Origin of the sequence: Erythrobacter sp. (genome assembly GCF_040217515.1) — a bacterium.
Taxonomy (GTDB): Bacteria; Pseudomonadota; Alphaproteobacteria; order Sphingomonadales; family Sphingomonadaceae; genus Erythrobacter.
Genome location: NZ_JAVJPT010000007.1, coordinates 14,525 through 36,402 on the forward strand (window position 1 = coordinate 14,525; position 21,878 = coordinate 36,402).

The window sequence follows — 21,878 nt, forward strand, 5'->3', positions numbered from 1 at the left end:
GGCTATCCCCGTGAAAGGCTTGGAAAGTTGCAGCGGATGCATCTGTTGCCTTCGGGATACGCCCGAAACATCAGAAGCCGTAACGTAAACCCGCCCAGAACGTACGCGGCACGCCGAGATCGATCGCCCCATCCGCATTGCGGGTTACGATTTCCTCGTCGAACAGGTTTTCGCCGCGCAGCATGATCGACCATTTTGCGCTCACGGGAATTGCGGCAAAGGCATCGAGAGTCGTCGCTTCGGGAAGCACGTCGCTTTCCTGGTCGTCCTCGAACTGCGCGGCCGTGTGCCGCAGCGTCGCGGCGAGCCGCCAGCCCTCCGCCGGTTCCCATGCCAGCGTCGCCGAGCCTGCGAAATCGGGCGTCTGTGGCGGGCGATTGCCGTCGAGCGCAAGCGAGGCAGCCTCGCCCTCGATCACCGCATCGGTATAGGCAAGGCTCGCATTCAGGCTGACATCGCCCAGCGCCGCCGACAGGTTGGCCTCGATCCCCTGCGCCAGAATCGCGGGCAGGTTGCGGCGCTGGCGTAGCGTCGGGGTGAGCGTGACATTGGCGATTGCATTCTCGACCCGGTTGTCGAACGCGGTAAGCGAGAGCGCAAACCCATCGGCGGGCCGCCAGTCGAACCCGACCTCGAACCCCTCCAGCCGCTCGTTTTCAAGCTCGGCATTGGCCTGTGTCACCACGGGAAAGATGACGAAGGGGCGGTAGAGTTCGTTGAGCGTGGGCAGGCGCAGCCCGGTATAGGCCGCCGCGCGCAGCCGCAGGCCTTCTCCCGCGTCATAGGCCGCGCCCGCGCGCCAGCTGACGGTCCAGTCGGACCGGTCGGGCGCGATCGTTTCCGTTACCAGCACGCCCGAGGCATTCACGGCGCGGTAAAAGCCGTCCTCGATCAGCGTCCGATCGGCGCGCAGGCCACCGGTCAGGAGCAGGCGGCCGATCCGCCAGTCATCCTCGATGAACAGGCCGAGATTGGAGTTAACCCCGCCCCCGCGCCGCCTTTCGCGCAGCGCACCGGTGAAGGCGCTGTAATTCTCCTCCTGCAATTCGCCGTCGGCGCGGCGGTAATCGACACCAAGGCGGAGCGTGTGATCATCGCCCACGGGCGGGCGCAGTTCGAACTTGCCGCCGAGCCCGGTCGACGGCGTGTTGCGCTGGTCGAGCACGCGCGTGAAGCGCGAGGAGGAGATGATGACATTGGAGAAGTTGCGCGCCTGGACATAGGCGAGCGCGTCGAAGGCCCATTCGCCCCGCCCGACGACACGCAGGCTCGCATCCTGGCCTTCATTGGTCGAATCCGCCCCATCGAAACGCAATGTGCGCTCGTCCCGGAATATGTTGATGCGCGCCTGCAGCTCGGTCGTTGCGGACAGCGGGGCGGCGGCGCGCAAGCCGACCTGCCAGTTGTCGAACGCGGCCCGCGCGCTCGCGGGGACGCGCTGGCCCGCGGGCGTGGTGAAGAACCCCTGCCCCCGGTCCCAGCGCCCGCTTGCCACGGCGAAGCCCGCGCCCAGTTCCTGTGTTGCGACCACGCTTGCCTCGGTCTCCTCGCGGTCATTGATCGCCACGCTCGCGAGCAATGGATCGAGCCTCGTGGGCCCTGCGCTTTCGAGCTCGATCGTCCCGGCCAGCGCCCCCGCCCCGAACGGGCCGGCCCCGCCGCCGCGGGTCACGCGGATTTCGGAGAGCGCCTCGGGCTGGATACTGTTGAAGGGGACATAGCCGAAAAAGGGGTCGGCGATCGGTACGCCGTCGAGCAGGATGAGCGCGCGGCTCGTCGCATTGCCGCCCAGCGCGCGCAGCGTCGCCCCCTGCGCGGTGGGATTGGCCGAGCGGCTGTCGGAACGGCGGAATTGCTGGAAGCCCGCGACATCGCGCAGCGCGTCCTCGATCCGGCCGGAGGCGGTGCTGACGATCCGCTCGCGCGCGATTTCGGCCACGGCATAGGCGCCGCTGGAAGGCGCCTCCTCCAGCCCTTCGCCGGTGACGATGATCCGCTCGGCCGGCGAAACTCCGTCGTCCTCCTCCTCACGGTCCTGGGCGGCAAGGGGGACCGCGGTGCTCAGGGCAAGCGCGGAGACGGTAAGGACAAGCGGGTAAACGGTTTTCATGGCGCGCCGCCTACCCGCTCGCGCCGTGCGCGTCACCTGCACAATCGGTTTCATTTTGCCATGCAAGACTCGCTTTTGCGGCCCGGCTGTGGTTTTATCGTGCCCGACAAGAGAGAAGAGAGGATCACCCATGCTAGCCCCGAATCAGGAAACGCCCCCCGATGTAGACGTGCTGATCGTCGGTGCCGGCATTTCCGGCATCGGCATGGCCGCCCATATGGGCATGAAAGCGCCGCACCATAGCTATGCCATCGTCGAACGGCGCGAGAACCTCGGCGGGACCTGGGACCTGTTCCGCTATCCCGGCATCCGTTCGGACAGCGACATGCACACGCTCGGCTTCGATTTCGAACCGTGGAAGCACGAGAAATCGATCGCCGATGCGCCCGCGATCCTCGATTACCTGAACACGATCGTCGATGAACGCGGCATCCGCCAGCACATCCGGTTCGGCCTCAAGGTCGTCTCGGCCGATTTCCGCGAGGACGAGGCGCGCTGGCATGTCGAGATGGAGCGCGAGGACGGAAGCCGCACCCACATGACCGCAAACTGGCTCTATCTCGGTGCGGGCTATTACGATTACGACGATCCCTATGATGCGGGCTTCGATTTTGCCGACTATGAAGGCGAGGTGATCCACCCGCAATTCTGGCCCGAGGATCTCGATTATGCGGGCAAGAAAGTGCTCGTGGTCGGGTCGGGCGCGACGGCGGTGACGATCGTGCCGTCGATGGCGGACACGGCGGCCAAGGTCACGATGCTCCAGCGCACGCCGACCTGGATGTTCGCGCGCCCGGCGAAGGACCGGATCGCGAACCTGCTGCGCAAGGTCCTGCCGGAAGAAGTCGCCTACAAGATCACCCGGTTCAAGAACATCCGCATGCAGGACCTCAGCTTCAAGACCGCGCGCGACAAGCCGGAAAAGGTGAGCGAAAGCCTGCACAAGCGGATCGAGAAGGCACTCGGCGAGGATTACGATCCAAAGGATTTCTCCCCGCCCTACAATCCGTGGGAACAGCGCGTCTGCCTCGTTCCCGACGACGACCTGTTCAAGGCGATGAAGGCGGGCAAGGCCGAGATCGTCACCGGCCATATCGAGCGTTTCGAGGCCAAGGGCGCGCGGCTCACCGACGGCACGCTGATCGAAGCCGACATCATCATCACCGCCACGGGGCTGCGCCTCGCGGTCGCGGGCAAGATCGCGGTCAGCCTGAATGGCGAACCCGTCCGGTTCAACGAGCGGTTCTACTACAAGGGCTGCATGTTCTCGAACCTGCCGAACCTTGCGGTGGTGTTCGGATATCTCAACGCGAGCTGGACCCTGCGCGCCGACATCAATTCCGACTATATCTGCCGCGTCCTCAATCTCCAGCGCCAGAAGGGCGCAGAGGTCGTCACCCCGGTCCTGACCGAAGAGGCCGAGGCGGCAATCGAGGAAGACGACGTGTTCGACTTCTCGAGCGGCTACATCCAGCGTTCCAAGCACATCATGCCGCGCAACGCGGTGCGCTATCCCTGGCGGCTCAACCAGGACTACCTCGCCGACCGCAAGCAATTGAAGGAAAGCCCCATCGAGGACGGCCTGCTGACCTTCACCCGCGCCGGATCGAACGCGCGGACTTCCGAGGAGCAGCTCGAAGCGGCCGAGTAAGGGGGCGCTGCGGGAACCACCCCCACCCCCCTTCCTGGCAAGGAGGGGGCTAGCCCGCGCTCGCGGACTGTTCTAACCCCCTCGCATGAATGCTCCCGACAAGATCTGGACCGCCGGGCTCGTCATCATCGGCGACGAAATCCTCTCCGGCCGCACCCATGACAAGAACATCGCCCAGGTCGCAAGCTGGCTGCAGGTGCAGGGCATCCGCCTTGCCGAGGTCCGCGTCGTGCCCGACGTGCAGGAACGGATCGTCGAGGCGGTCAATGCACTGCGCGAAGCCTACGACTACCTCTTCACCACCGGCGGGATCGGGCCGACGCATGATGACATCACAGTAGATGCCGTGGCCGAGGCGCTGGGCGTGCCCGTCATCATCCACCCCGACGCGCGCGCGCTGCTCGAACGCTATTACGCCGACAAGGGCGGCCTCAACGAAGGCCGCCTCAGGATGGCGCGCGTGCCCGAAGGCTCCGACCTTATCCCCAACCGCATGTCGGGCGCACCCGGCATAAGGCGGGGCAATGTCATCCTGATGGCGGGCGTGCCGCATATCACGGCGGGAATGCTCGACGCGCTCACGGGCGAGCTCGAGGGGGGAGCCCCGCTCCTGTCCGAAACCATCGGCTGCTGGGTCGCCGAAAGCGAGATCGCGCAGCTCTTGCGCGAGGTCGAAGGGGCGCACGGAAACTGCCAGATCGGCTCCTATCCCTTCTTCCGCGAAGGGCGCGTAGGTGCGAATTTCGTGATCCGTTCGACCAGCGAGGAAGACCTGAAATCCTGTGTCGACACGCTCTGCGACGGGCTCGCGACTAGCGGCTACGACTTCACGCCCGGCGGGATCTGACCGGCGCGACCCGACAGCGCCCCGCAAGGGCCAAACCCCGCCTTAACCTTCGCGCGCTATGGTCAGGCCACGATGACGCGCGTCTACATCACCATCGATACCGAGTATTCCTCGGGACTGATGACCGGGCCGGGTGCGGCGGACCGGGCGGAAAACTATGCCCGCTCGATCGCCTGCCTCACGCCCGAAGGCCCGGCGGGCATCACCCACAAGCTCAAACTGTTCGAGCAATATGGCGTGCGCGCCGTGTTCTTCGTCGATCCAATGCCGGCGCTGCAATGGGGCATCGCGGCAATCGAGGATGTCGTCGGCCCGATACTCGAAGCCGGGCAGGACGTGCAATTGCACTGCCACACCGAATGGCTCGAGATCGCGGGCGCGGGCGCGGGCGCGGGCAGCCCGCTCGCACGCGTCGGGACGGGCCGCAACATCGCCGATTTCGCCTTCGAGGAGCAATGCGCCATCCTGTCTTGGGCGCGCGATACGCTGGTGGCCGCCGGAGCGCCGCCACCGGTCGCCTTCCGCGCGGGCAATTACGGGGCGGATGACGATACGTTGCGCGCGCTTGCGACAATCGGCCTTGGCTACGACACCAGCCATTGTCCGGCGCTTCCCGGGGCGAGCCGCCTATCGCTCGGGTCCGAGCACCGCGACCCGCTGCTCCACGAAGGCGTGATCGAGGTTCCGGTCGGCAGCATCGCCGCACTCGGCGGGGGGCAGCGCCATGCCCAGATCACCGCGCTTTCACTGGCGGAAATGACGGGCGCGATCCGCCATGCGTGCCGGTGCGGGCGCGGTTCGTTCACGCTCGTCACCCATTCCTTCGAACTCATCAATCGCCGCCGCCTCGCCGTGAACAAGATCGTGCGGCGGCGCTTCGGCGGGCTGTGCCGCGCGCTTGCCGCGATGCCCGGCGTCACCACCGCGAATTATGCCGAAAACCCGCCCGAAATCGCGCCGCCCTCGCGGCGGAGCGAGCCGCTGCCGGCCGATCCGCTGCGCACGGGGATGCGCGTGGCGGAACAATTCGTCTCCAACACGCTTTACGGCGCGCTCTAGGTGATGCGCCGATGAACGCGCCGATCCGACCACCGCAGGCCGCGCCCGCAGGCTCGCCGCCGATCGCCCGCGTGGGCATCGACTTCACCATCGGCGCGCGGCGCCTCGCCTCTTTCCAACGCGCGCTTTCGACCTGGCGCTTCGCTCTTGCCGACGTGCTGGCCGGGCCGTCCGCGCCGCTGCACCCACCGCCGCCCGGACCGGACGGGCTGCGCGTGCTGTCCGCCCCGCAGGCGCTCATTGAGGGCGCGATCGCGCTGCATCCGGGCTATCTCGTCGGCTTGCGGCAGGATTATCCGCGCCATTACATCGACATGCGACCGGACGGGGGCGAGGACGGCGCGCCCGATTTCGCGGCCTATATGGCGCACTTTTCGGGCAAGACCCGCTCGACCCTGCGGCGCAAGGCGAAGAAACTGGCGGCCCGTCCGGGTGGGTTCGAGGTCAGCGAGCACCACACGCCCGGGGAGATCGAGCGTTTCCTGGAGCTTGCCCTGCCGCTTTCGGCGCGCACCTACCAGGCGCGGCTGCTCGATGCGGGGCTACCCGATACGCCCGATGCCCGGCGCGCCATGCTCGAAGCGGCGGAAGCGGGGGCGATGCGCTGCTTCCTGCTCCATGCCGGACCGCCCGGCGATCGGCAGCCGATTGCCTATCTGTCGCTTCCCGTCGAAGATGCCGTGCTGGTTTACGCCCATCTCGGCTACGACCCCGACTGGGCGCGCCTTTCGCCCGGCACGGTGCTGCAGATGGAAGCGCTCGAACGGCTTTATGCGGAAAGGGCGTTCACCCATTTCGACTTCACCGAAGGCGACGGCGCGCACAAGGCGATGTTCGCCACGCACTACGTTCCCTGCGCAAGCTTCGTGTTGCTCAGGCCGAGTGCGCAGAACCGCGCGCTGGTGGCAGCGCGGTCGGGTTTCGACGGGGCCGTGTCCGGGGCGAAGGCGCTTGCCGCGCGGTCAGGGCTCCTCGCCGGGGCGCGGGGATTCCTGCGCGGCTGAGGCGTTTTCGCGCTCATCGGCTTTCCGGCGCGCTTCGCGCAGGCGGTTGAAGCGTTCGATCATGGCATCGCGTTCCGACGCGGGCTCTCCGGGTTCGGGAGCGAAGCGATACCGCACCCAGAGATAGAACAATGCGATCAGGGCAAAGGCGCTTGCGAGTGCTGCGCCGATCCTGAGATCGAAAGCGAGCACCATGGCCAGCGCGCCGAGCGCGAAGCCGATCACCAGCCATTTGGGGTCGAACGACCAGTCCGAGGTGGAAGACGGCAGGGGCATGTGGCGGTGTCCTTGGAGAGGGTGGACAAATGCGGCGCGGGCGCGCCTTTGCGGCTGCTTCCCGCGCTCGCATAATATGTGGGTGTTAGCGGGCGCGACACAAGACAGGAAACGCCGCCTTCAGCGGATTTCGCGCAAGACCGTTGTCGCCGCGCGCAAGGGCGCGAAAGCAGGGCTTGCGCTGTATGTCGTGCGGGGAGGCTCTCGTGCCGACAGCGACGAATCAGGCCTGGTTGCCCTTCATGCGCTCCTCCTGCGTGGCTTCGATCTTCGCCTCGCGCTCGCGTTCGATCCGGTTTTCCCGCGCGGCCTTTTCGGCGTGTTCGTAATTGGCGCGGCTGGCAGCCTTGGTTCGCAGCGTCGCCCAGCCGATTGCGAGGAACAGGAACACCGCACCGATCAACGGCGCGAGGCGCGTGTCGAGCAGGAAACTGAGCGCAAAGCCGAGCGCGGCCAGCGCGGCGACACTCCATGCAAAGATTTTCATCGATAACTCCTTCGATGAATCAATGCTTTAAAAAGGGCTTCTTTCCGAAATCGCCGATGCAACCGTCGCAAACCGGCGCGCATGCCGGGCAAGTCGCGCAGCGCATGTGGGAAATTTCCGGTCGCGTGCAGGAAATCGCGGCGAGTCCTGCATGAATTTTCGGGAATCATCGGGGGGGATGACTTTCATCAACAAAACCCCGCCCTGGAGCCGGCGAACGTGCAGCCACCAGGAGAAAAACGCCGACCGCAGTCACGCGACCGGCCCGGCCTAAAGGAGCGAAGCGATAGGCCGAGAAGAAGCCTAAAGCAGCGAAGCGATAGGCCGAGAAGAAGCCTCAAGCAGCGAAGCGATAGGCCGAGAAGCCTCAAGCAGCGAAGCGATAGGACGAGGAAAAGCCTCAAGCAGCGAAGCGACAGGCCAGAAAAACACCCGCGCGTGAGCGACGAAGGGCGAGCACGGATGCGCCCGCCCCTCCCGATCATTACGCCCCTTCGACCTCGTCGAGGTCGAGCTTGAGGCCCGGTCCCATGGTCGAGGTGACCGAGACCTTCTTGACATATTTGCCCTTGGCGCCCGACGGCTTGGCCTTGACCACGGCATCGGTCAGCGCCTTGAAGTTCGCCTTGAGGTCGGCATCGTCGAAGGACAGCTTGCCGATCCCGGAATGGATGATGCCCTGCTTTTCGACGCGGAATTCGACCTGGCCGCCCTTGGCGTCCTTGACCGCCTGTTCGACATTCGGGGTCACCGTGCCGAGCTTGGGGTTCGGCATCAGGCCCTTGGGGCCGAGCAGCTTGCCCAGCCGGCCGACCACGCCCATCATGTCGGGGGTGGCGATCACGCGGTCGTAGTCGACATTGCCGTTCTGCATGTCTTCCATGAGGTCTTCCGCCCCCACCTTGTCGGCCCCGGCAGCGGTGGCTTTTTCGGCATTGTCGCCGCGCGCGAAGACCGCGACGCGGGCGGTCTTCCCCGTGCCCGAAGGCAGCGAGACCATGCCGCGCACCATCTGGTCGGCATGGCGCGGGTCGACCCCGAGATTGAGCGAGACCTCGACCGTTTCGTCGAACTTCGCCTTGTGCTCGCGCAGCAGGGCGATCGCCTCATCGAAAGTGTAGAGCTTCTCGCGGTCGAGTTCGGCGAGGGTCTTCTGCTTCTTGGTCATGGTAGCCATCGGATCAGCCCTCCACCACGTCGAGGCCCATCGAGCGCGCGGAGCCCTCGATGATCTTCATGGCCTGGTCGATATCGTTTGCGTTGAGATCGGCCATCTTGGCCTCGGCGATTTCCTTGATCTGGCTCGCCTTGATCGTGCCCGCGCTGACCTTGCCCGGTTCCTTCGAACCCGACTTCAGCTTCGCCGCCTTCTTGAGATAGAAGCTGGCGGGCGGAGTCTTGGTAGTGAAGGTGAACGAACGGTCGGCATAGACGGTGATGACCGTCGGGATCGGTGCGTTCTTTTCGAGTTCCTGCGTGGCGGCGTTGAACGCCTTGCAGAATTCCATGATGTTGACGCCGCGCTGGCCCAGCGCCGGGCCGATCGGCGGCGACGGATTGGCAGTGCCCGCGGGCACCTGCAGCTTGATATAGCCTTCGATCTTCTTGGCCATGTGGCCACTCCTTTCGCACTGTCGAGCGCGCGCCCCCGCGACAGAGACGATCATGCGCTCTCATGTTGAGCGGTTCTCGCGCCGCTTCGTGCAAAGCGGCTCCCGCACGGATTCGCACCTTGAAGGCGCGAGTGCGCGCACATAGCGGCTCCGCCCTGAATTGCAAGCTGCGTGCCGTGGGGCCGCAAGGGGCCTCTCGAAGGAGCAGGATCAGCGGCAGGCCTTCTCGTGCCCGGCCTCGCAGGCGAGGCGCAGATACTCCCGCGGCGAATGCCCGTCCGGGTCGACCGCTTTCTTGACGGCGATCGCATATCCTGCGTTGTAACATGAGCGGCCATTGCCCAGCGAGCAGCCGCGCTTGAGATGCGCAAGCGCGCGCGGCAGGTCCACGGCGCGGCCCCGCCCGGTCAGGAGCATGTTGCCGGCATTGAGGCATCCGTTCGGCTGGCCCAGGTCACAGGCCCGGACGTAGTAGGTTACGGCGCGGGAAAGGTCGGGTGCGCCCGTCCATCCCTTTTCGAGGGCGAGCCCGTAATTGAAGCAGGAATCCTGATCCGCGTTATCGCTGTATCGCTCCTCGCACCCTTGCAGGAACAGGTTAGCGGCGCGGGTCTTGTCAACCGGTCCGCCACGCCCGTTCATGACCATGATGCCAAGGTTGTAGCAGGCGGTGCCCACGCCCGCATCGCAAAGCGGGGCGAAGAGTCGCCGGGCCTCCCGGTAATCCTTGCGCTCCAGCGCGGCCATACCCTGATCGAACATGCGCAGCGCCTTCTCGCCGCCGGTTTTGACCTGCGCGTTCAGCAACGGCGGATTCGCGAATCCGATTGCCGCAGCAATCGTCAGCGCGATCGTTCTGCCTGTGCGCCAACCCATACCTTGCTCCCTGTCTTGGCCGCGAAGCCTTAGGCCTTAATGCAGGGCTAACCTTGTAAGGAGACGACAGCGCAGCGAGACTTTGCGCATGTTTCAGCACGATTAACCGGGCTTTCACCGGCTTGAGGATACCTTGTCACCCCAGGAAGTCATCAAGGGGCGCAGATCCATGACCTTCGCGGGTACGTCCTTTTCGGGCACGCCCCATGTCGGCAATGCGATCCCGTCTCCCGGTGCCATGAGCGCGCCGGGGGCGGGATTCGATCCGGTGTGCGACCCCGCGCGGCTTGTCCATACGCTCGGAGAGGAAAGCCTGCTCTCCCGCGCAGCGCTCGCCGAGACCACCGCACGGCTTCCCGCCGCGATGATCGAGCGCCGCGTCCACGATGCCGCCGACGGGGCGGACTTTCGCATCCTGCCCGCCTGCGGCGACCTGCCGAAGCGTCTAGCCGAGGGCGGGCCCGAGAGCGAATGGGTGATGCTCAAGGGGCTCGAGCAAGTGCCCGAATACGCTGCCCTGTTCGCGCAGCTCATCGAGGGGCTGCCTGGATCGATCCTTGCGGCGACCGGGCCGGTGCGGGACCTGAAGGCCTTCGTATTCCTCTCCGCCCCGCACACGCACACGCCGCTCCATTTCGATGCCGAATACAACGTCCTCTTCCAGATCGAGGGGACCAAGACCTTCACCACCTTCCCCCCGCGCGATCCCTTCGTGACGCTGGCCGCGCGCGAGACCTATCATCGCAGCGGCGACAACCTCATCGCGCCGGACGCGGCGCACGAGACGGGCGGGATGCCGCACGCGCTTGCGCCGGGCGATGCACTCTACGTGCCCTATTGCGCGCCGCACAGCGTGCGTTGCGGCCCGCTGGCGTCGATTTCGCTGTCGCTCACATGGCAGGACGACTGGAGCCGCGACGTCGCCGAGGCGGTGCGGCTCGGGCCACTACTGCGGCGCTGCGGCCTTGCGCCGCGCGACCCCGGGCTTTCGCGGCGCCGCCCGCGCCTTGCCGCACTGGCGAGCCGGATGGCCGGGCGGGTCGCGCGGATCGGCCGCATTCCGGGATACGGCGCGTGATGCGGCCGGAAACCGAATTCTTCCCGGCACGCGCGGCCGCTTCTCTCCCCATGCTCGCGGAAGCATCCGCCCTGTCGCTCGACCTGCTCCCGCCCGAAACACTCGCCCCGGGCGAACTGGCGCGCTGGGCGCGACTGTCGGAACGGTCGATGGGAGCCAATGTTTTCGCGCTCGACTGGTTCATGGGGGCTGCTCTGCACCACTGCACGCGCGGGACGCGAATCCATCTTGCCGTGGTGCGGCAGGCGGACGGCGAATGGCTCGGTGCGCTGCCGTTGGCGCTGGGCTCGAGAATCGGCCGCGCTCCGGTCCCGCACTGGCACGGCTGGCGGGCGACCAACCAGTTCCTCGGCGGCCCCCTGGTCGCCAGCGGCGCGGAAAAGGCGTTCTGGCAGGCGCTGCTGGCGGGGCTCGACGACCGCCCCGGCGCTGCCTTCGCGCTGATGTGCGAAGGACTGGCCGCCGACGACCCGGCGACGCTCGCGCTGGTCGCGGCCGCGACCGAAGGAGAACGACGCCTGTGGGTCCCCCACCGAGCCGAGCGGCCTGCGCGGCGCGCCCGGAGCGGTACGGTGAGGGTTTCGCCCGCCCTGAAAAAGACCCGCTCCCGGCTCGCCTCGCTCGAGCGCCGGCTGGTGCGCGAGGTCGGCGACGTGACAATCGAGCTTCATCCCGCTCACTGCGATCCGGAGAACTGGATCGAGAATTTCCTCGCGCTCGAAAAGGCCGGTTGGAAGGGAAACGGGGGAAGTGCGCTCGCCTGCGAGCCGTGCAATGCGGCGCTGTTCCGCGAGACGGTGCGCGAAGGCCACCGGCGCGGCATCGTCCGGCTGGCAAGCCTCGCCGCCGGGGGGCGAGTGCTCGCAATGACGACCTGGTTCGAATGTTCGGGCCGGGGGTTCGGCTTCAAGATGGCGCATGACGAGACCGCGCGCCGCCATGCCCCGGGACGGCTGCTGATGCGGGCGGTGGCGGAAAATCTGGCAGGCGATCCCGCGCTCGCCTTCGACACGTGCAATGCCGCAGGATCGACACCCGACCCGTTCTGGCCGGACCGGCGGCAAGTGGTGGACTGCGTGGTCGCGATCGGCTCGCGCGCGCGGCGCGGCGTGTTGGCCGGGGCGATGGGAGCCGCACAATTCTGGCGGGACCTCGCGCAGGGGTAGGACCGACGGCCTATAGCCTTACCAGCGTCTTTCCCCTGCTGCGGCCGGCCATCATGTCGATGAAGGCCTGCGCCATGGCATCGAGCCCATGGACGATCGTTTCCTCGACCAGCAGCCTGCCCGCGCGTTCCGCCTGCGCGAATTCGGCGATGATTTCGGGCGCGCGCTCGAAGTAGAAGCCCGCATTGAAGCCGGTGAGCGAGACGTGCTTTTCGATCGCGGCGAACAGATTGGCGGGGCCGGCGCGGTATTCCGCTGCATCATATCGGCCGATCGCCCCACACAGGGCGATTCGTCCGCGCGGGGCCATGGCGTCGAGCAGGATTTCGAGCTGGCCACCCCCGACATTGTCGAAGGCCGCATCGAGCCCCTCCGGCGCGATCCCTGCGAGCCTTTCGGCGAGGTTTTCCTCCCGGTAATTCACGAAATGGTCCGCACCGAGCGTTTCCGCCAGCCACGCGCCCTTTTCGGCCGAGCCCGCGCTCGCGATCACGCGGGCACCAGCAATTCTCGCCAACTGCACAGCGACCGATCCAACCGCGCCCGCTGCCGCATTGACGAAAACCGTCTCGCCCGGCTGCGGGCGGAGAACGCCGCGCATCCCGCCCCAAGCGGTGATGCCGGTGAGCCCGTAAAGGCCCAGAAAGCGCTCGACCGGGCCATGCGTGGGATCGAGAGGGACGAGACCTTCGGCACGCGCGACATAGGCATCGCGCCAGCCATGCTCGCGACTCATGACGATGCTGCCTTGCGGAAGCTCTTCGGCATGGCTCACCGCGACTTCGCCCACCGCGCCGCCGGGGATCGGCGCGCCGAGGGGGATCGTCCCGTGGAGCGAGGCATTAGCGCTCATCGAAATGCGCATATAGGGGTCGACCGAGAGCCAGAGGTTGCGCACCAGGACCTCGCCCTCTTGCGGTTCGGCGAGCGGGGCATGTTCGATCCGGAAATCGCCGGGCCGCGGCGCGCCTTCGGGGCGCGCGGCGAGAACAATCTGGCGGGCGACGAAGGTCATGTGCAGGAGCGTAACGCGCCGCACGTCGCCGAACCGCCTGTGCAATTGGAGAGGTTCAGTCGAGCAGCAGGGCCATCCGCACCCGGCCGACGCCCGAACTCAGCAGGCCGATCTCGCGCGCGGCGGCGAACGAGAGATCGATTACGCGGTTGCCGTGGAACGGCCCGCGATCATTGATTCGCACGACCACGCTTTCGCCATTGGCGGGATTGGTCACGCGCACCCGGCTCCCGAGCGGCAGGGTGCGGTGCGCCGCGGTCAGCTTGGCCGGGTCGAAGGTCTCTCCGCTCGCCGTCGGATTGCCGGCCAGTTCGTCACCGTAATAGCTCGCCTCGCCGCTTCCGATATCCCTGCTGGCTGCGGTCGCCTCGCCCGGATCGGGCAGCGCCTCGGGCGCCATCGCCTCGACGCTGACCCCGCCCTTGCCCAGCCGGACCGTGTCGCGCGGGCTCTCGCGGGACCATAGCGCGGTGGCGAGCCCGGCCGCGAGCAGGGCAAGCGCGGCAATGCCGAGCATCATCAACTGGCGCTGCGACTTGAGCCGCATGAGCACGCGCAGCCGCTCGCGGCGGCTGGGCATGGCGCGAGCGGTCGGGGCAGATGCATTCGGTATGGCCATACCGAATCAATGGTGCGGACACGCCCGGGTTCCGAGAAGCGCCGCAGCCTCGCAGGCTTACTTGACCAGTTCGACCTGCTCGAAATCGAGCTCGACCGGGGTCGCCCGCCCGAAGATCGAGACCGATACCTTGACCTTGGCCTTGTCGAAATCGAGCTCTTCCACGACGCCATTGAAGCTCGCGAAGGGGCCATCGAGCACCTTCACCTGGTCGCCGATCTCGTATTCGACATGGACGTCCTTCTTGGGCGCGGCCTTGGCTTCCTCGACCCCGCCAAAATAGCGCGCGGCCTCTTTTTCGCTGATCGGCTGCGGCTTGTTGCCCGAGCCCAGGAATCCGGTCACCTTCGGGGTGTTCTTGACGAGGTGGTAAATATCGTCGGTCATGTTGAGCTTGGCCAGCACGTAGCCCGGCATGAACTTGCGCTCGACCTGGACCTTCTTGCCGCGCTTGACCTCGGTCACTGTTTCGGTCGGGACCTCGATCTCCTCGACGCCCTCGGACAGGCCAAGCCGGTCCGCCTCGGCAAGGATTGCTTCCTTCACCTTGTTCTCGAAGCCCGAATAAGCGTGGATGATGTACCAGCGAGCCATTGGTCGGTTGTGTCCTTGGATCTGTGCGTTTGCTGTTGTGGTCCCGCCGCGCGATCAGGCGAGCGTCAGGAGGAAATTGACGACCGCGTTGAAAGCGCTGTCTATGCCGAGGAAAAAGAGCGAGAGTAAAAGCGTCATGATAAACACGAAGATCGCGGTGCGCACCGTCTCCTCGCGCGTCGGCCACACGACCTTGGAGGTTTCCGTACGGACCTGGTTGACGAATTCGGCAATGCTCGTCTTGCGCTTTTTCGGCTCGGTCTTCTGTTCGGCCATGGGAAAGGTGCCTCGATCATTAGATATGGGAAGCGGAGCGGCCCGCTTCCCGAAAGACTGCGAGGTAGGTTTCCGCGCCGTCCGGGACAAGGTCGCCGGAGGGTCTTGGAAGCTACCGATGTCGGAGAATTCGGCTCCCGCATACGCGCCTCTTGCGCCAAAGGCAAGCGCAGGCATGCGCTTCCGCCTCGTTGACACCGCACTGCAACATTGGGGCTAGCCACGCGGGCTGCGCGGCCCTAGCGTGTCGAAGTGATGCGAGGCCGGGGGGGCCGCACCGCACAGGGGATACAATCCGCACCGGATTCTTTCAGGGGAGCCGCCGCCAATGGCTGCACAATCCGACCCGGCGCTCGCGCTGGTCACCAACATTGCCGATTTCATGTGGGGCGGACAATGGGACGGAGCCGACATCCTCCCCTTCCCGCCGATGGCGATCCTGCTGCTCGGCGCCGGTCTTTACATGATGATCGGGCTGAAATTCTATCCGATCCTCAAGGTGCCCGCCGCGTTTGCAGGCCTCTTCAGGAGTCGCAAGGGCGAAGGGGCCGGTGAGATCAGCCCCTTCGCCGCTTTGTCGACAGCGCTTTCGGGACAGGTCGGGACCGGGAACCTTGCCGGTGTCGCCTCGGCGCTTGCGCTCGGCGGACCGGGCGCGATCTTCTGGATGTGGATCACCGCGCTCATCGGCATGGCACTCGCTTTTGCGGAGGGCAGCCTCGCGATCCGGTTCCGCGAACGCACCAGCGACGGGGTCTATCGCGGCGGACCGATGACCTACATCATGATGGGGCTTGGACCGAAATGGACCTGGCTCGCAGTGCTGTTCTGCATCCTCCTGCTGTTCACGGCGCTGGTGACGGGCAATGCGATCCAGGCCAATGCCGTCGCCGACGGGCTCAAGGAGCTGTTCGGCCTGACCGAGATCATCGGCGGCTCCATCGTCGCGTTGGCGGTGTTCATCGTCATCATCGGCGGGATCAAGTCGATCGGCAGCGTGGCGGAAAAAGTCATCCCCTTCATGGCGGGGCTCTACATCCTGCTCGCTATCCTCGTGCTGGCGCTGAACGCGCCGTCGCTTCCCGCGACCTTCGGCCTCATCTTCCACAGCGCCTTCAATCCGGCGGCGGCAACCGGCGGATTCGCCGGCGCGCTGCTGATCCTCGCGATCCGCGCCGGCGTGGCGCGCGGGCTGTTCTCGAACGAGGCGGGGCAGGGATCGACCCCCATCGCCCATGCCGTCGCCCAGACCGAGGACCCCGAACAGCAGGGCCGCATGGCGATGCTCGGCACGTTCATAGACACGATCGTCGTGTGCACCATGACGGCGCTGGTGATCCTAACCGTGCAGGGCGATTTCACCGGCGGGGGCGAAGCGGTCGCTTATTCCTGGCAATCGGACCTCGAACCCTTCGCGATGACCTCCGGTTCCTTTGCTGCGGCGCTGCCGTTCGCCATCGGCGGCATCCCGCTCGGCACGCTGATCGTGAGCCTGGTGCTGATCCTGTTCGTCTTCACCACCCTACTCACCTGGAGCTATTACGGCGAGCGGGCGATCACATTCATCTACGATCGAATCCCCGGCTCTACCCGCAGCGGCGAAAAGACGCTCCACCTCGCCTGGCGCGTGGGCTGGTGCGTCGTCATCGTGCTCGGGGCGAGCCAGAAATCCGATTTCGTCTGGCGGCTCGGCGACATCGCCAATGCCTCGATGATGCTTCCCAATCTCGCCGCGCTGCTGTTGCTGTCGGGCGTCGTCTTCAAGCTTTCGCAGGGTGTGAAGGATGCCGGACACACCCATGCCGCGGACACGCCGGAAGAGCCGGAGGAGTATTGAACGCAAAAGCGCCCGGCTCCTTTCCGGGAAGCCGGGCGCTCGATTTCGTGAGGCCGGACCTTGGTCAGGCCATGCCGAACAGTTTTTCAAGCCAGCCCGGCTCGTGCATCGGCCGGATCGGGCCGTGCTTCGCGCGGCGCAGCGCCGCGTCGGTATGGGGCCGCGGATTGCTCCAGCGATCGGGGGCGCTCGTATGGATTCGAACAGCTGTCATGGCGTTCTTCTCCCTGTTTTCGTTTGCGTTGCTTTCGCGTCGCATAACCAACAGGGGCCGCTGACTATCGTTCCGACAGTTCCGTCCGACGCGGCAATGCACCGGTGAGGGGACGGATGGCGGATTGAGCGGAAAAAGAAAGTGGCAGGGGTGACAGGATTCGAACCCGTGGCCCTCGGTTTTGGAGACCGATGCTCTACCAGCTGAGCTACACCCCTGCAGGGACCGCGGGCTCTATCCCAGCCCCGAGCGATAGGCAACACCTATGGCACGCAAACAGCGGGCGCGACGGATAGAAGGCGTGGCAACCGATACAAGGGGAACGCGCGGGCTGCGGGAAACGTTGCTGGAACGATACAGCCAAGCTGCTAAACTGGTCCGAAGATCATGCACTCCCCCATACGCGCCCCCATCCCGGTCGAGACGCTCCTGCTGGCCTATCGCAGCGGGATATTCCCGATGGCCGACCGGCGCGACGATCTCGACATCTTCTGGGTCGAGCCGCGCGACCGCGCGATCCTGCCACTCGACGCCCTTCACGTCTCGAAAAGCATGCGCAAGGTCCTGCGCCGCGATGCTTTCGCGATCACGGTCAATCGCTGTTTCGAGGAAGTCGTGCGCGCCTGTGCCGAACCGCGGCCGGGCCATCCGGAAACCTGGATCAGCGAACGGATCGTGCAATCCTATTGCGGACTCCACCAGGCAGGGCATGCCCATTCGATCGAATGCTGGGCGCGCGAAGGTGAAGACGGCGGGGAACGTCTCGTCGGCGGGCTCTACGGCGTCACGTTCGACCGGGTGTTCTGCGGGGAAAGCATGTTCAGCCGAACAGACAATGCGAGCAAGGTTGCCCTGTGCTGGCTCGTCGCCGTGTTGCGGCAGGCGGGCTTCGCGCTGCTGGACTGCCAGTTCATGACCGACCACCTCGCCAGCATGGGCGCTCACGAGATCACCCAGGCGAGCTATATGCGTCTCGTCGCGGCCGCAAGGGGCGAACCACGCTCGAGCCTCGGTTCGGCGTGGCGGCATTTCGTGCTGGGCGATCAGCCTTCGGAATCACCAGAGGCATCTTCCCCGGGGAAGCGCATCGCGCATTCCTTGACCCAGACATCGTAGATCGGGTGTTCGACCACATTGAGGCTGGGGGATTGCTTGAACAGCCAGCCGGAAAAGATCCGGCTGTGCTCGCTCTGTCCCCTTTCGAGCACGTCTACCTGCACGAAGGCCCCGGTCTCCTGCGGCATTTCCCACGGCGGAGTGCGCTCGCAGGTGGCGAGGCGCAGGATGACGGGACCGACCTCGATCGATTCGCCGGGGCTCAGCTGGATATCTTCGGACAGGTTGTTGCGCTTGTTGAGCAGGCCGAGCGTTGCGACGCGCTCGTCATTCGGTGTCGCCCCGACCAGCGCATCGGCGGACGCATCGGGTATCGCCTCGGACGCGTTTGCTTCTCCTCGCTCCGGCTGAGCTTCACCGCCTGGAGCATCCTCGCTCTCGGAACACGCGGCCGGAAACAGCGCAAGCGAGGCGAGAGTCGCAACAAGGAAAGCGCGCATCGACCCGTCCCTCAGCCCTCGGGACTCCACGCTTCGTAATCCCCGTCGGCCGGTGCGCGTCGTCCCCCGCGCTCGAGCGCGCCCTGCGGGCGATAAGCCTGCGCCGTGCCGGTGAGATTGGGGGTGTAATCCGCCTCCCAGATCTTTGGCGGAGGCAGGTGGCTTTCGGGAATATCGTCGAAGGCGCCGTGGAGCCAGCCGTGCCATTCGCTCGGCACGCGGCTCGCATCGTTGCTGCCGGCATAAATGACCCAGCGCTTTTCGCGGCTGGTATAAGAGCCGTCGGTGCGGCCCTCCAGATGCTTGGGCCTGGCGCGGTAATACGTGTTGCCCTCGGCATCGGTGCCGACATGTTCGGCGCCCACGCGGCTCGCCCAGAAGTGGGTGCCGATCGTCGCGCCGTCCCACCACGTGAAGATCTTGGAGAGAAGTCCCATAACCTGCGCGGTTACTGCGAAACCGCACCGCCTTCAAGCGGGACTGTCGGATGCCGGGTCATTCATTCCGGCCAGTCATATTCGACCCGGTCCCCGGCCACGATGCCGAGTTCCTCCGAAAGCCCGCCGCGAATCTCTAGCACGGCGCTCGCTAGCCCTTCCGAGCCGACCGATTCGAGCTCGTAGGGCACGCCCTGCTCGATATTGCTGATCCGCCCGTCGACGCCGATGAAGATGATATCGAGCGGCAGGGGTGTGTTCTTCATCCAGAAATTGCGCTGCATCGGCCGTTCGGAGGGGAACAGCATCGCCTCGTCATCGCCCATTTCGGTGCGGAACATCATGCCGCGCGCCTGAGCCTGGGGGGTGTTGGCGACTTCGGTCTCGAAGGTGATGCGCCGATCGCCGCGCAATATCGCGACCTCGATCAGCGGGAGGCCCGAGGCGGGGTGACGCGCGGGCGGGGCTGCCTTCTCGTCGGCGGTGGCGGCGGGCGCGGGCTGTTCGGCGCTTTGCACCGGCGAGCAGGCCGCGGCTATCCCGAGAAGCAGTCCCGCAAGGGGCAAGCGCTTGAAAGCGGCGGTTATCATGGTGCGTTATCTTCCTCTTCGGCTTCGGCCACCCAATCCTCGAGATCGGCGCGCGCCCTCGCCTCGAACACCTTCAGGACATGATCGTAGTCATGGCCCGCCCGCAACATCGCCGCAATCTGCTTTTCACGCCGCGCAGGATCGAGCGGCGGGGCGGGTTCGCCTTCGGCTTCGGCTGTCTCGATCCGGGCATAGGGGCCGAAGCCGCGTTTCCTCGCCATCAGCATCGCCGCGCGGCGACGCCGGGCCTCGCCCGGGGCATGATCCTCGCGGGCCTGCTCGTCCACCCCGGCCGCCCAAAGCGCCTGTTCGACCCTCCGCGCACCATAACCGCGTGCCGTCAAATCGCGCGAGCGAGCACGCGCAAAAGCGTCGTCGTCGACATAGCCGAGTTCCACCAGCCGGGCGACGAGCGCGCCCACATCGAGCTCGACCGCCCGCCCCTCGCCATCCTCGGCGATCCCGCGCTCACGGAGCTTGCGGGCGAGATAGGCCTCGAGCTTCGCGCCGGTCGTGGCGTAGCGCGCGGCATAGGAGAGCGCGAGATCGCGCAGGGTTTCCGCATCCAGCGGAGCCCTGCGCCTAGCCTTGCGCACATGTCCGGAATTCGCCGCGCGCCCCTTGCGTTCGGCGGTTTTCGCGCTACGGCGCTGTGACGCTTGATCGGGGGGTGAAACCATTTCGCCTTATTCGTGCCACAGTCCTTATCAAATGGGGCAGTCTGGATTGGAACATCCGGGGGGTCGACCCGGAACATGAACGGGCACGATATCGCGCGCAAGAGCCGCGTAGCAGATAACGGGTATCGCGAGGGACCATGACCGACGCCGTCTTGAAGCCGACGCCGAACGATTGCGACTTGCCGCGCCGCCGCGCGGATTTCGCAACCTTCGCCGAGGCGATCGACTACGCCGCGAAAAGTGCGAAAGGCCTCAATTTCCACGATATGCGCGGCCAGCTGGAGCGGGTCTATCCCTATTCCGAAATGCGCGAGGACGCGCTCGTCATGGCCCGCAGGCTGGTCGCCGCCGGGATCGGCAAGGCCGACCGCGTCGCGCTGATCGCGGAAACCGGCCCCGATTTCGCGGCCCTGTTCTGCGCCTGCGTCTATGCCGGGGCCTGGCCGGTGCCACTGCCCCTGCCGACGACGTTCGGGGGCAGGGAAAACTATATCGAACAGCTCGCGGTGCAACTCTCGAGCGCGGATCCGGCGCTGCTGCTCTATCCCGCCGAAATCGCCGAAATGGCGGGTGCAGCCGCTGCGCGGCAGGGTTGCGATGCGATGAGCTGGCAGGATTTCGCAAAGGCCGAGGCGCCCGGATGCGACCTGCCGACCGCGGATGCTGAGGATATCTGCTATTTGCAATACTCCTCGGGCTCGACGCGTTTTCCGACCGGGGTAGCGGTTACGCACAAGGCGCTTCTGCACAATCTCTTCGGCCATTCGACCACTATGCACCTGGGCGAAAACGACCGCTGCGTCAGCTGGCTGCCATGGTATCACGACATGGGGCTGGTCGGCTGCTTCCTGTCGCTGATCGCGAATCAAGTCTCGGGCGATTTTCTGAAACCCGATGCCTTCGCCCGCAGGCCGCTCGCCTGGCTCGACATGATAAGCCGCAATCCGGGCAACACGCTCTCCTATTCGCCGACCTTCGGTTACGACATCTGTGCGCGGCGCATCTCGAGCCAGTCGAACGTCGCCGAGCGATTCGACCTTTCGCGATGGCGAGTCGCGGGCAATGGCGCGGATATGATCCGGCCTGACGTGATGCAGAGCTTCGTTAACGCTTTCGCCGATGCGGGGTTCAAGGCATCGGCCTTTACTCCGTCCTATGGTCTTGCCGAAGCGGTGCTTGCCGTTACGGTGATGCCGCCGGGCGAAGGCATCCGTGTCGAACTGGTCGAGGAAGAGCGTCTATCGGGCGCACCGCGCGACATTTCGCGCCCTGCCCGGTATCGCGCGATCGTCAATTGCGGCAAGGCGCTGCCCGACATGGAGGTCGAAATCCGCGGCGAGGACGGCAAACCGCGCGCCGATCATCGCATCGGCAAGGTCTGGTGCCGCGGCCCCAGCGTCATGCATTCCTATTTCCGCAACGAGGAGGCCACCAATGCCTGCCTCGTCGCCGACGACAATGGCGATGCATGGCTCGACACCGGAGACATGGGTTACATGGCGAACGGCTATCTGTTCATCGTCGGGCGGGCGAAGGACATGATCATCATCAACGGCAAGAACCACTGGCCGCAGGACATCGAATGGGCGGTCGAACAGCTGCCGGGATTCAATCACGGCGACATCGCCGCTTTCGCGATCGAAACCGATACCGGCGAGGAAGCGCCTGCAGTCCTGGTCCATTGCCGCGTCTCCGACCCGGCCGAACGGATCCGTCTGCGCGAACTGATCGCCGACAAGGTGCGGTCCGTCACGGGCATGAGCTGCGTGGTCGAACTGGTTCCTCCACGAACGCTGCCGCGCACATCTTCGGGCAAGCTCAGCCGCGCCAAGGCGAAGAAGCTCTACCTGTCGGGCGAGATCGTCCCGCTCAAGCTCGCCGCCTGAGATGCCT

At 65.8% G+C, this 21,878-nt stretch carries 24 protein-coding genes and 1 tRNA gene; 9 read left to right on the forward strand and 16 right to left on the reverse strand.

Annotated elements, in window-relative coordinates; genetic code table 11:
* Nucleotides 1–70: 70 nt before the first annotated feature.
* Nucleotides 71–2,110 (reverse strand): TonB-dependent receptor, encoded by a 2,040-nt coding sequence (locus RIB52_RS08470; RefSeq protein WP_350174899.1) that lies wholly within the window; start codon nucleotides 2,108–2,110, stop codon nucleotides 71–73.
* Between the two features lie 130 nt (nucleotides 2,111–2,240).
* On the opposite strand from RIB52_RS08470, the gene RIB52_RS08475 reads away from it, so the two are divergent.
* The 4 genes from RIB52_RS08475 to RIB52_RS08490 all read left to right on the forward strand — a co-directional run bounded on the left by RIB52_RS08475 (nucleotide 2,241) and on the right by RIB52_RS08490 (nucleotide 6,671).
* Complete coding sequence (locus tag RIB52_RS08475; protein WP_350174901.1) at nucleotides 2,241–3,761, forward strand: flavin-containing monooxygenase; 1,521 nt, start codon at nucleotides 2,241–2,243, stop codon at nucleotides 3,759–3,761.
* An 85-nt stretch (nucleotides 3,762–3,846) separates the two neighbouring features.
* On the forward strand, nucleotides 3,847–4,608 hold the full coding sequence (locus tag RIB52_RS08480; protein WP_350174903.1) for a competence/damage-inducible protein A: 762 nt from the start codon (nucleotides 3,847–3,849) through the stop codon (nucleotides 4,606–4,608).
* A gap of 72 nt (nucleotides 4,609–4,680) precedes the next feature.
* Nucleotides 4,681–5,667, forward strand: coding sequence for a polysaccharide deacetylase family protein (locus RIB52_RS08485; protein ID WP_350174905.1), 987 nt, complete (start codon nucleotides 4,681–4,683; stop codon nucleotides 5,665–5,667).
* 11 nt (nucleotides 5,668–5,678) lie between these two features.
* Complete coding sequence (locus RIB52_RS08490) at nucleotides 5,679–6,671, forward strand: GNAT family N-acetyltransferase (RefSeq protein WP_350174907.1); 993 nt, start codon at nucleotides 5,679–5,681, stop codon at nucleotides 6,669–6,671.
* Here RIB52_RS08490 and RIB52_RS08495 read toward each other — a convergent pair.
* From RIB52_RS08495 to RIB52_RS08515, 5 genes are all read right to left on the reverse strand, one after another.
* Nucleotides 6,630–6,947: a hypothetical protein gene (locus tag RIB52_RS08495; RefSeq protein ID WP_350174909.1), complete on the reverse strand. Its 318-nt coding sequence runs from the start codon at nucleotides 6,945–6,947 to the stop codon at nucleotides 6,630–6,632. The genes RIB52_RS08490 and RIB52_RS08495 overlap by 42 nt on opposite strands.
* A 223-nt stretch (nucleotides 6,948–7,170) precedes the next feature.
* Entirely contained in the window at nucleotides 7,171–7,434 is a 264-nt protein-coding gene (locus tag RIB52_RS08500) for a hypothetical protein (RefSeq protein WP_350174911.1), read from the reverse strand.
* Nucleotides 7,435–7,918: 484 nt separating this feature from the next.
* Nucleotides 7,919–8,611: a 50S ribosomal protein L1 gene (rplA, locus tag RIB52_RS08505; protein ID WP_350174913.1), complete on the reverse strand. Its 693-nt coding sequence runs from the start codon at nucleotides 8,609–8,611 to the stop codon at nucleotides 7,919–7,921.
* 4 nt (nucleotides 8,612–8,615) lie between these two features.
* Complete coding sequence (gene rplK / locus RIB52_RS08510) at nucleotides 8,616–9,047, reverse strand: 50S ribosomal protein L11 (protein ID WP_350174915.1); 432 nt, start codon at nucleotides 9,045–9,047, stop codon at nucleotides 8,616–8,618.
* Nucleotides 9,048–9,257: 210 nt separating this feature from the next.
* The gene (locus RIB52_RS08515) at nucleotides 9,258–9,923 is read right to left on the reverse strand and encodes a tetratricopeptide repeat protein (protein ID WP_350174917.1); all 666 of its coding nucleotides are present in this window, start codon (nucleotides 9,921–9,923) and stop codon (nucleotides 9,258–9,260) included.
* A gap of 169 nt (nucleotides 9,924–10,092) precedes the next feature.
* On the opposite strand from RIB52_RS08515, the gene RIB52_RS08520 reads away from it, so the two are divergent.
* Nucleotides 10,093–11,001, forward strand: coding sequence for a cupin-like domain-containing protein (locus tag RIB52_RS08520; RefSeq protein WP_350174919.1), 909 nt, complete (start codon nucleotides 10,093–10,095; stop codon nucleotides 10,999–11,001).
* Nucleotides 11,001–12,167, forward strand: a complete 1,167-nt coding sequence (locus RIB52_RS08525) for a GNAT family N-acetyltransferase (RefSeq protein ID WP_350175296.1) — start codon at nucleotides 11,001–11,003, stop codon at nucleotides 12,165–12,167. Before RIB52_RS08520 ends, RIB52_RS08525 begins: the two co-directional genes overlap by 1 nt.
* A gap of 10 nt (nucleotides 12,168–12,177) precedes the next feature.
* On the opposite strand, the gene RIB52_RS08530 is transcribed toward RIB52_RS08525, so the two are convergent.
* The 4 genes from RIB52_RS08530 to secE form a co-directional block, all read right to left on the reverse strand.
* A complete protein-coding gene (locus tag RIB52_RS08530; protein ID WP_350174921.1) occupies nucleotides 12,178–13,206 on the reverse strand; it encodes an NADP-dependent oxidoreductase in 1,029 nt (342 codons plus the stop codon).
* 31 nt (nucleotides 13,207–13,237) lie between these two features.
* Nucleotides 13,238–13,762 (reverse strand): septal ring lytic transglycosylase RlpA family protein, encoded by a 525-nt coding sequence (locus tag RIB52_RS08535; protein ID WP_350174923.1) that lies wholly within the window; start codon nucleotides 13,760–13,762, stop codon nucleotides 13,238–13,240.
* A gap of 96 nt (nucleotides 13,763–13,858) precedes the next feature.
* Entirely contained in the window at nucleotides 13,859–14,395 is a 537-nt protein-coding gene (gene nusG, locus RIB52_RS08540) for a transcription termination/antitermination protein NusG (RefSeq protein ID WP_350174925.1), read from the reverse strand.
* 54 nt (nucleotides 14,396–14,449) lie between these two features.
* Complete coding sequence (gene secE / locus RIB52_RS08545; RefSeq protein ID WP_350174927.1) at nucleotides 14,450–14,671, reverse strand: preprotein translocase subunit SecE; 222 nt, start codon at nucleotides 14,669–14,671, stop codon at nucleotides 14,450–14,452.
* A gap of 328 nt (nucleotides 14,672–14,999) precedes the next feature.
* Between secE and RIB52_RS08550 the strand changes: the two genes are divergently transcribed.
* Nucleotides 15,000–16,508 carry an alanine/glycine:cation symporter family protein gene (locus tag RIB52_RS08550; RefSeq protein WP_350174929.1) on the forward strand — a complete coding sequence of 503 codons (1,509 nt, stop codon included), beginning with the start codon at nucleotides 15,000–15,002 and terminating at the stop codon, nucleotides 16,506–16,508.
* A gap of 64 nt (nucleotides 16,509–16,572) precedes the next feature.
* Here RIB52_RS08550 and RIB52_RS08555 read toward each other — a convergent pair whose 3' ends face one another.
* Nucleotides 16,573–16,722: a hypothetical protein gene (locus tag RIB52_RS08555; RefSeq protein WP_350174931.1), complete on the reverse strand. Its 150-nt coding sequence runs from the start codon at nucleotides 16,720–16,722 to the stop codon at nucleotides 16,573–16,575.
* 142 nt (nucleotides 16,723–16,864) lie between these two features.
* A tRNA-Trp gene (locus RIB52_RS08560) sits at nucleotides 16,865–16,940 on the reverse strand.
* A 169-nt stretch (nucleotides 16,941–17,109) separates the two neighbouring features.
* Between RIB52_RS08560 and aat the strand changes: the two genes are divergently transcribed.
* On the forward strand, nucleotides 17,110–17,838 hold the full coding sequence (gene aat / locus RIB52_RS08565) for a leucyl/phenylalanyl-tRNA--protein transferase (protein WP_350174933.1): 729 nt from the start codon (nucleotides 17,110–17,112) through the stop codon (nucleotides 17,836–17,838).
* Here aat and RIB52_RS08570 read toward each other — a convergent pair.
* The 4 genes from RIB52_RS08570 to RIB52_RS08585 form a co-directional block, all read right to left on the reverse strand.
* Nucleotides 17,766–18,278: a DUF2155 domain-containing protein gene (locus tag RIB52_RS08570; RefSeq protein WP_350174935.1), complete on the reverse strand. Its 513-nt coding sequence runs from the start codon at nucleotides 18,276–18,278 to the stop codon at nucleotides 17,766–17,768. The two genes, aat and RIB52_RS08570, sit on opposite strands and share 73 nt — an antisense overlap.
* A gap of 11 nt (nucleotides 18,279–18,289) precedes the next feature.
* The gene (locus RIB52_RS08575) at nucleotides 18,290–18,715 is read right to left on the reverse strand and encodes an NADH:ubiquinone oxidoreductase subunit NDUFA12 (protein ID WP_350174937.1); all 426 of its coding nucleotides are present in this window, start codon (nucleotides 18,713–18,715) and stop codon (nucleotides 18,290–18,292) included.
* Nucleotides 18,716–18,777: 62 nt separating this feature from the next.
* A complete protein-coding gene (locus RIB52_RS08580) occupies nucleotides 18,778–19,281 on the reverse strand; it encodes a DUF192 domain-containing protein (RefSeq protein ID WP_350174939.1) in 504 nt (167 codons plus the stop codon).
* Between the two features lie 20 nt (nucleotides 19,282–19,301).
* A complete protein-coding gene (locus RIB52_RS08585; RefSeq protein ID WP_350174941.1) occupies nucleotides 19,302–19,901 on the reverse strand; it encodes a regulatory protein RecX in 600 nt (199 codons plus the stop codon).
* A 221-nt stretch (nucleotides 19,902–20,122) separates the two neighbouring features.
* Here RIB52_RS08585 and RIB52_RS08590 point away from each other — a divergent pair, with 221 nt between their 5' ends.
* On the forward strand, nucleotides 20,123–21,871 hold the full coding sequence (locus tag RIB52_RS08590) for a fatty acyl-AMP ligase (protein ID WP_350174943.1): 1,749 nt from the start codon (nucleotides 20,123–20,125) through the stop codon (nucleotides 21,869–21,871).
* The last annotated feature ends 7 nt before the right edge of the window (nucleotides 21,872–21,878 follow it).

What these genes read in the sequence shown, in the direction of transcription:
- rplK (WP_350174915.1), bottom strand. Translation starts at nt 9,047, where the DNA reads ATGGCCAAGAAGATCGAAGGCTATATCAAGCTGCAGGTGCCCGCGGGC.
- aat (WP_350174933.1), top strand. Translation starts at nt 17,110, where the DNA reads ATGCACTCCCCCATACGCGCCCCCATCCCGGTCGAGACGCTCCTGCTG.
- RIB52_RS08470 (WP_350174899.1), bottom strand. Translation starts at nt 2,110, where the DNA reads ATGAAAACCGTTTACCCGCTTGTCCTTACCGTCTCCGCGCTTGCCCTG.
- RIB52_RS08500 (WP_350174911.1), bottom strand. Translation starts at nt 7,434, where the DNA reads ATGAAAATCTTTGCATGGAGTGTCGCCGCGCTGGCCGCGCTCGGCTTT.
- RIB52_RS08590 (WP_350174943.1), top strand. Translation starts at nt 20,123, where the DNA reads ATGACCGACGCCGTCTTGAAGCCGACGCCGAACGATTGCGACTTGCCG.
- RIB52_RS08495 (WP_350174909.1), bottom strand. Translation starts at nt 6,947, where the DNA reads ATGCCCCTGCCGTCTTCCACCTCGGACTGGTCGTTCGACCCCAAATGG.
- RIB52_RS08555 (WP_350174931.1), bottom strand. Translation starts at nt 16,722, where the DNA reads ATGACAGCTGTTCGAATCCATACGAGCGCCCCCGATCGCTGGAGCAAT.
- RIB52_RS08480 (WP_350174903.1), top strand. Translation starts at nt 3,847, where the DNA reads ATGAATGCTCCCGACAAGATCTGGACCGCCGGGCTCGTCATCATCGGC.
- RIB52_RS08535 (WP_350174923.1), bottom strand. Translation starts at nt 13,762, where the DNA reads ATGCCCAGCCGCCGCGAGCGGCTGCGCGTGCTCATGCGGCTCAAGTCG.
- RIB52_RS08485 (WP_350174905.1), top strand. Translation starts at nt 4,681, where the DNA reads ATGACGCGCGTCTACATCACCATCGATACCGAGTATTCCTCGGGACTG.
- RIB52_RS08490 (WP_350174907.1), top strand. Translation starts at nt 5,679, where the DNA reads ATGAACGCGCCGATCCGACCACCGCAGGCCGCGCCCGCAGGCTCGCCG.
- RIB52_RS08575 (WP_350174937.1), bottom strand. Translation starts at nt 18,715, where the DNA reads ATGGGACTTCTCTCCAAGATCTTCACGTGGTGGGACGGCGCGACGATC.
- RIB52_RS08520 (WP_350174919.1), top strand. Translation starts at nt 10,093, where the DNA reads ATGACCTTCGCGGGTACGTCCTTTTCGGGCACGCCCCATGTCGGCAAT.
- nusG (WP_350174925.1), bottom strand. Translation starts at nt 14,395, where the DNA reads ATGGCTCGCTGGTACATCATCCACGCTTATTCGGGCTTCGAGAACAAG.
- secE (WP_350174927.1), bottom strand. Translation starts at nt 14,671, where the DNA reads ATGGCCGAACAGAAGACCGAGCCGAAAAAGCGCAAGACGAGCATTGCC.
- RIB52_RS08515 (WP_350174917.1), bottom strand. Translation starts at nt 9,923, where the DNA reads ATGGGTTGGCGCACAGGCAGAACGATCGCGCTGACGATTGCTGCGGCA.
- rplA (WP_350174913.1), bottom strand. Translation starts at nt 8,611, where the DNA reads ATGGCTACCATGACCAAGAAGCAGAAGACCCTCGCCGAACTCGACCGC.
- RIB52_RS08570 (WP_350174935.1), bottom strand. Translation starts at nt 18,278, where the DNA reads ATGCGCGCTTTCCTTGTTGCGACTCTCGCCTCGCTTGCGCTGTTTCCG.
- RIB52_RS08475 (WP_350174901.1), top strand. Translation starts at nt 2,241, where the DNA reads ATGCTAGCCCCGAATCAGGAAACGCCCCCCGATGTAGACGTGCTGATC.
- RIB52_RS08525 (WP_350175296.1), top strand. Translation starts at nt 11,001, where the DNA reads ATGCGGCCGGAAACCGAATTCTTCCCGGCACGCGCGGCCGCTTCTCTC.
- RIB52_RS08550 (WP_350174929.1), top strand. Translation starts at nt 15,000, where the DNA reads ATGGCTGCACAATCCGACCCGGCGCTCGCGCTGGTCACCAACATTGCC.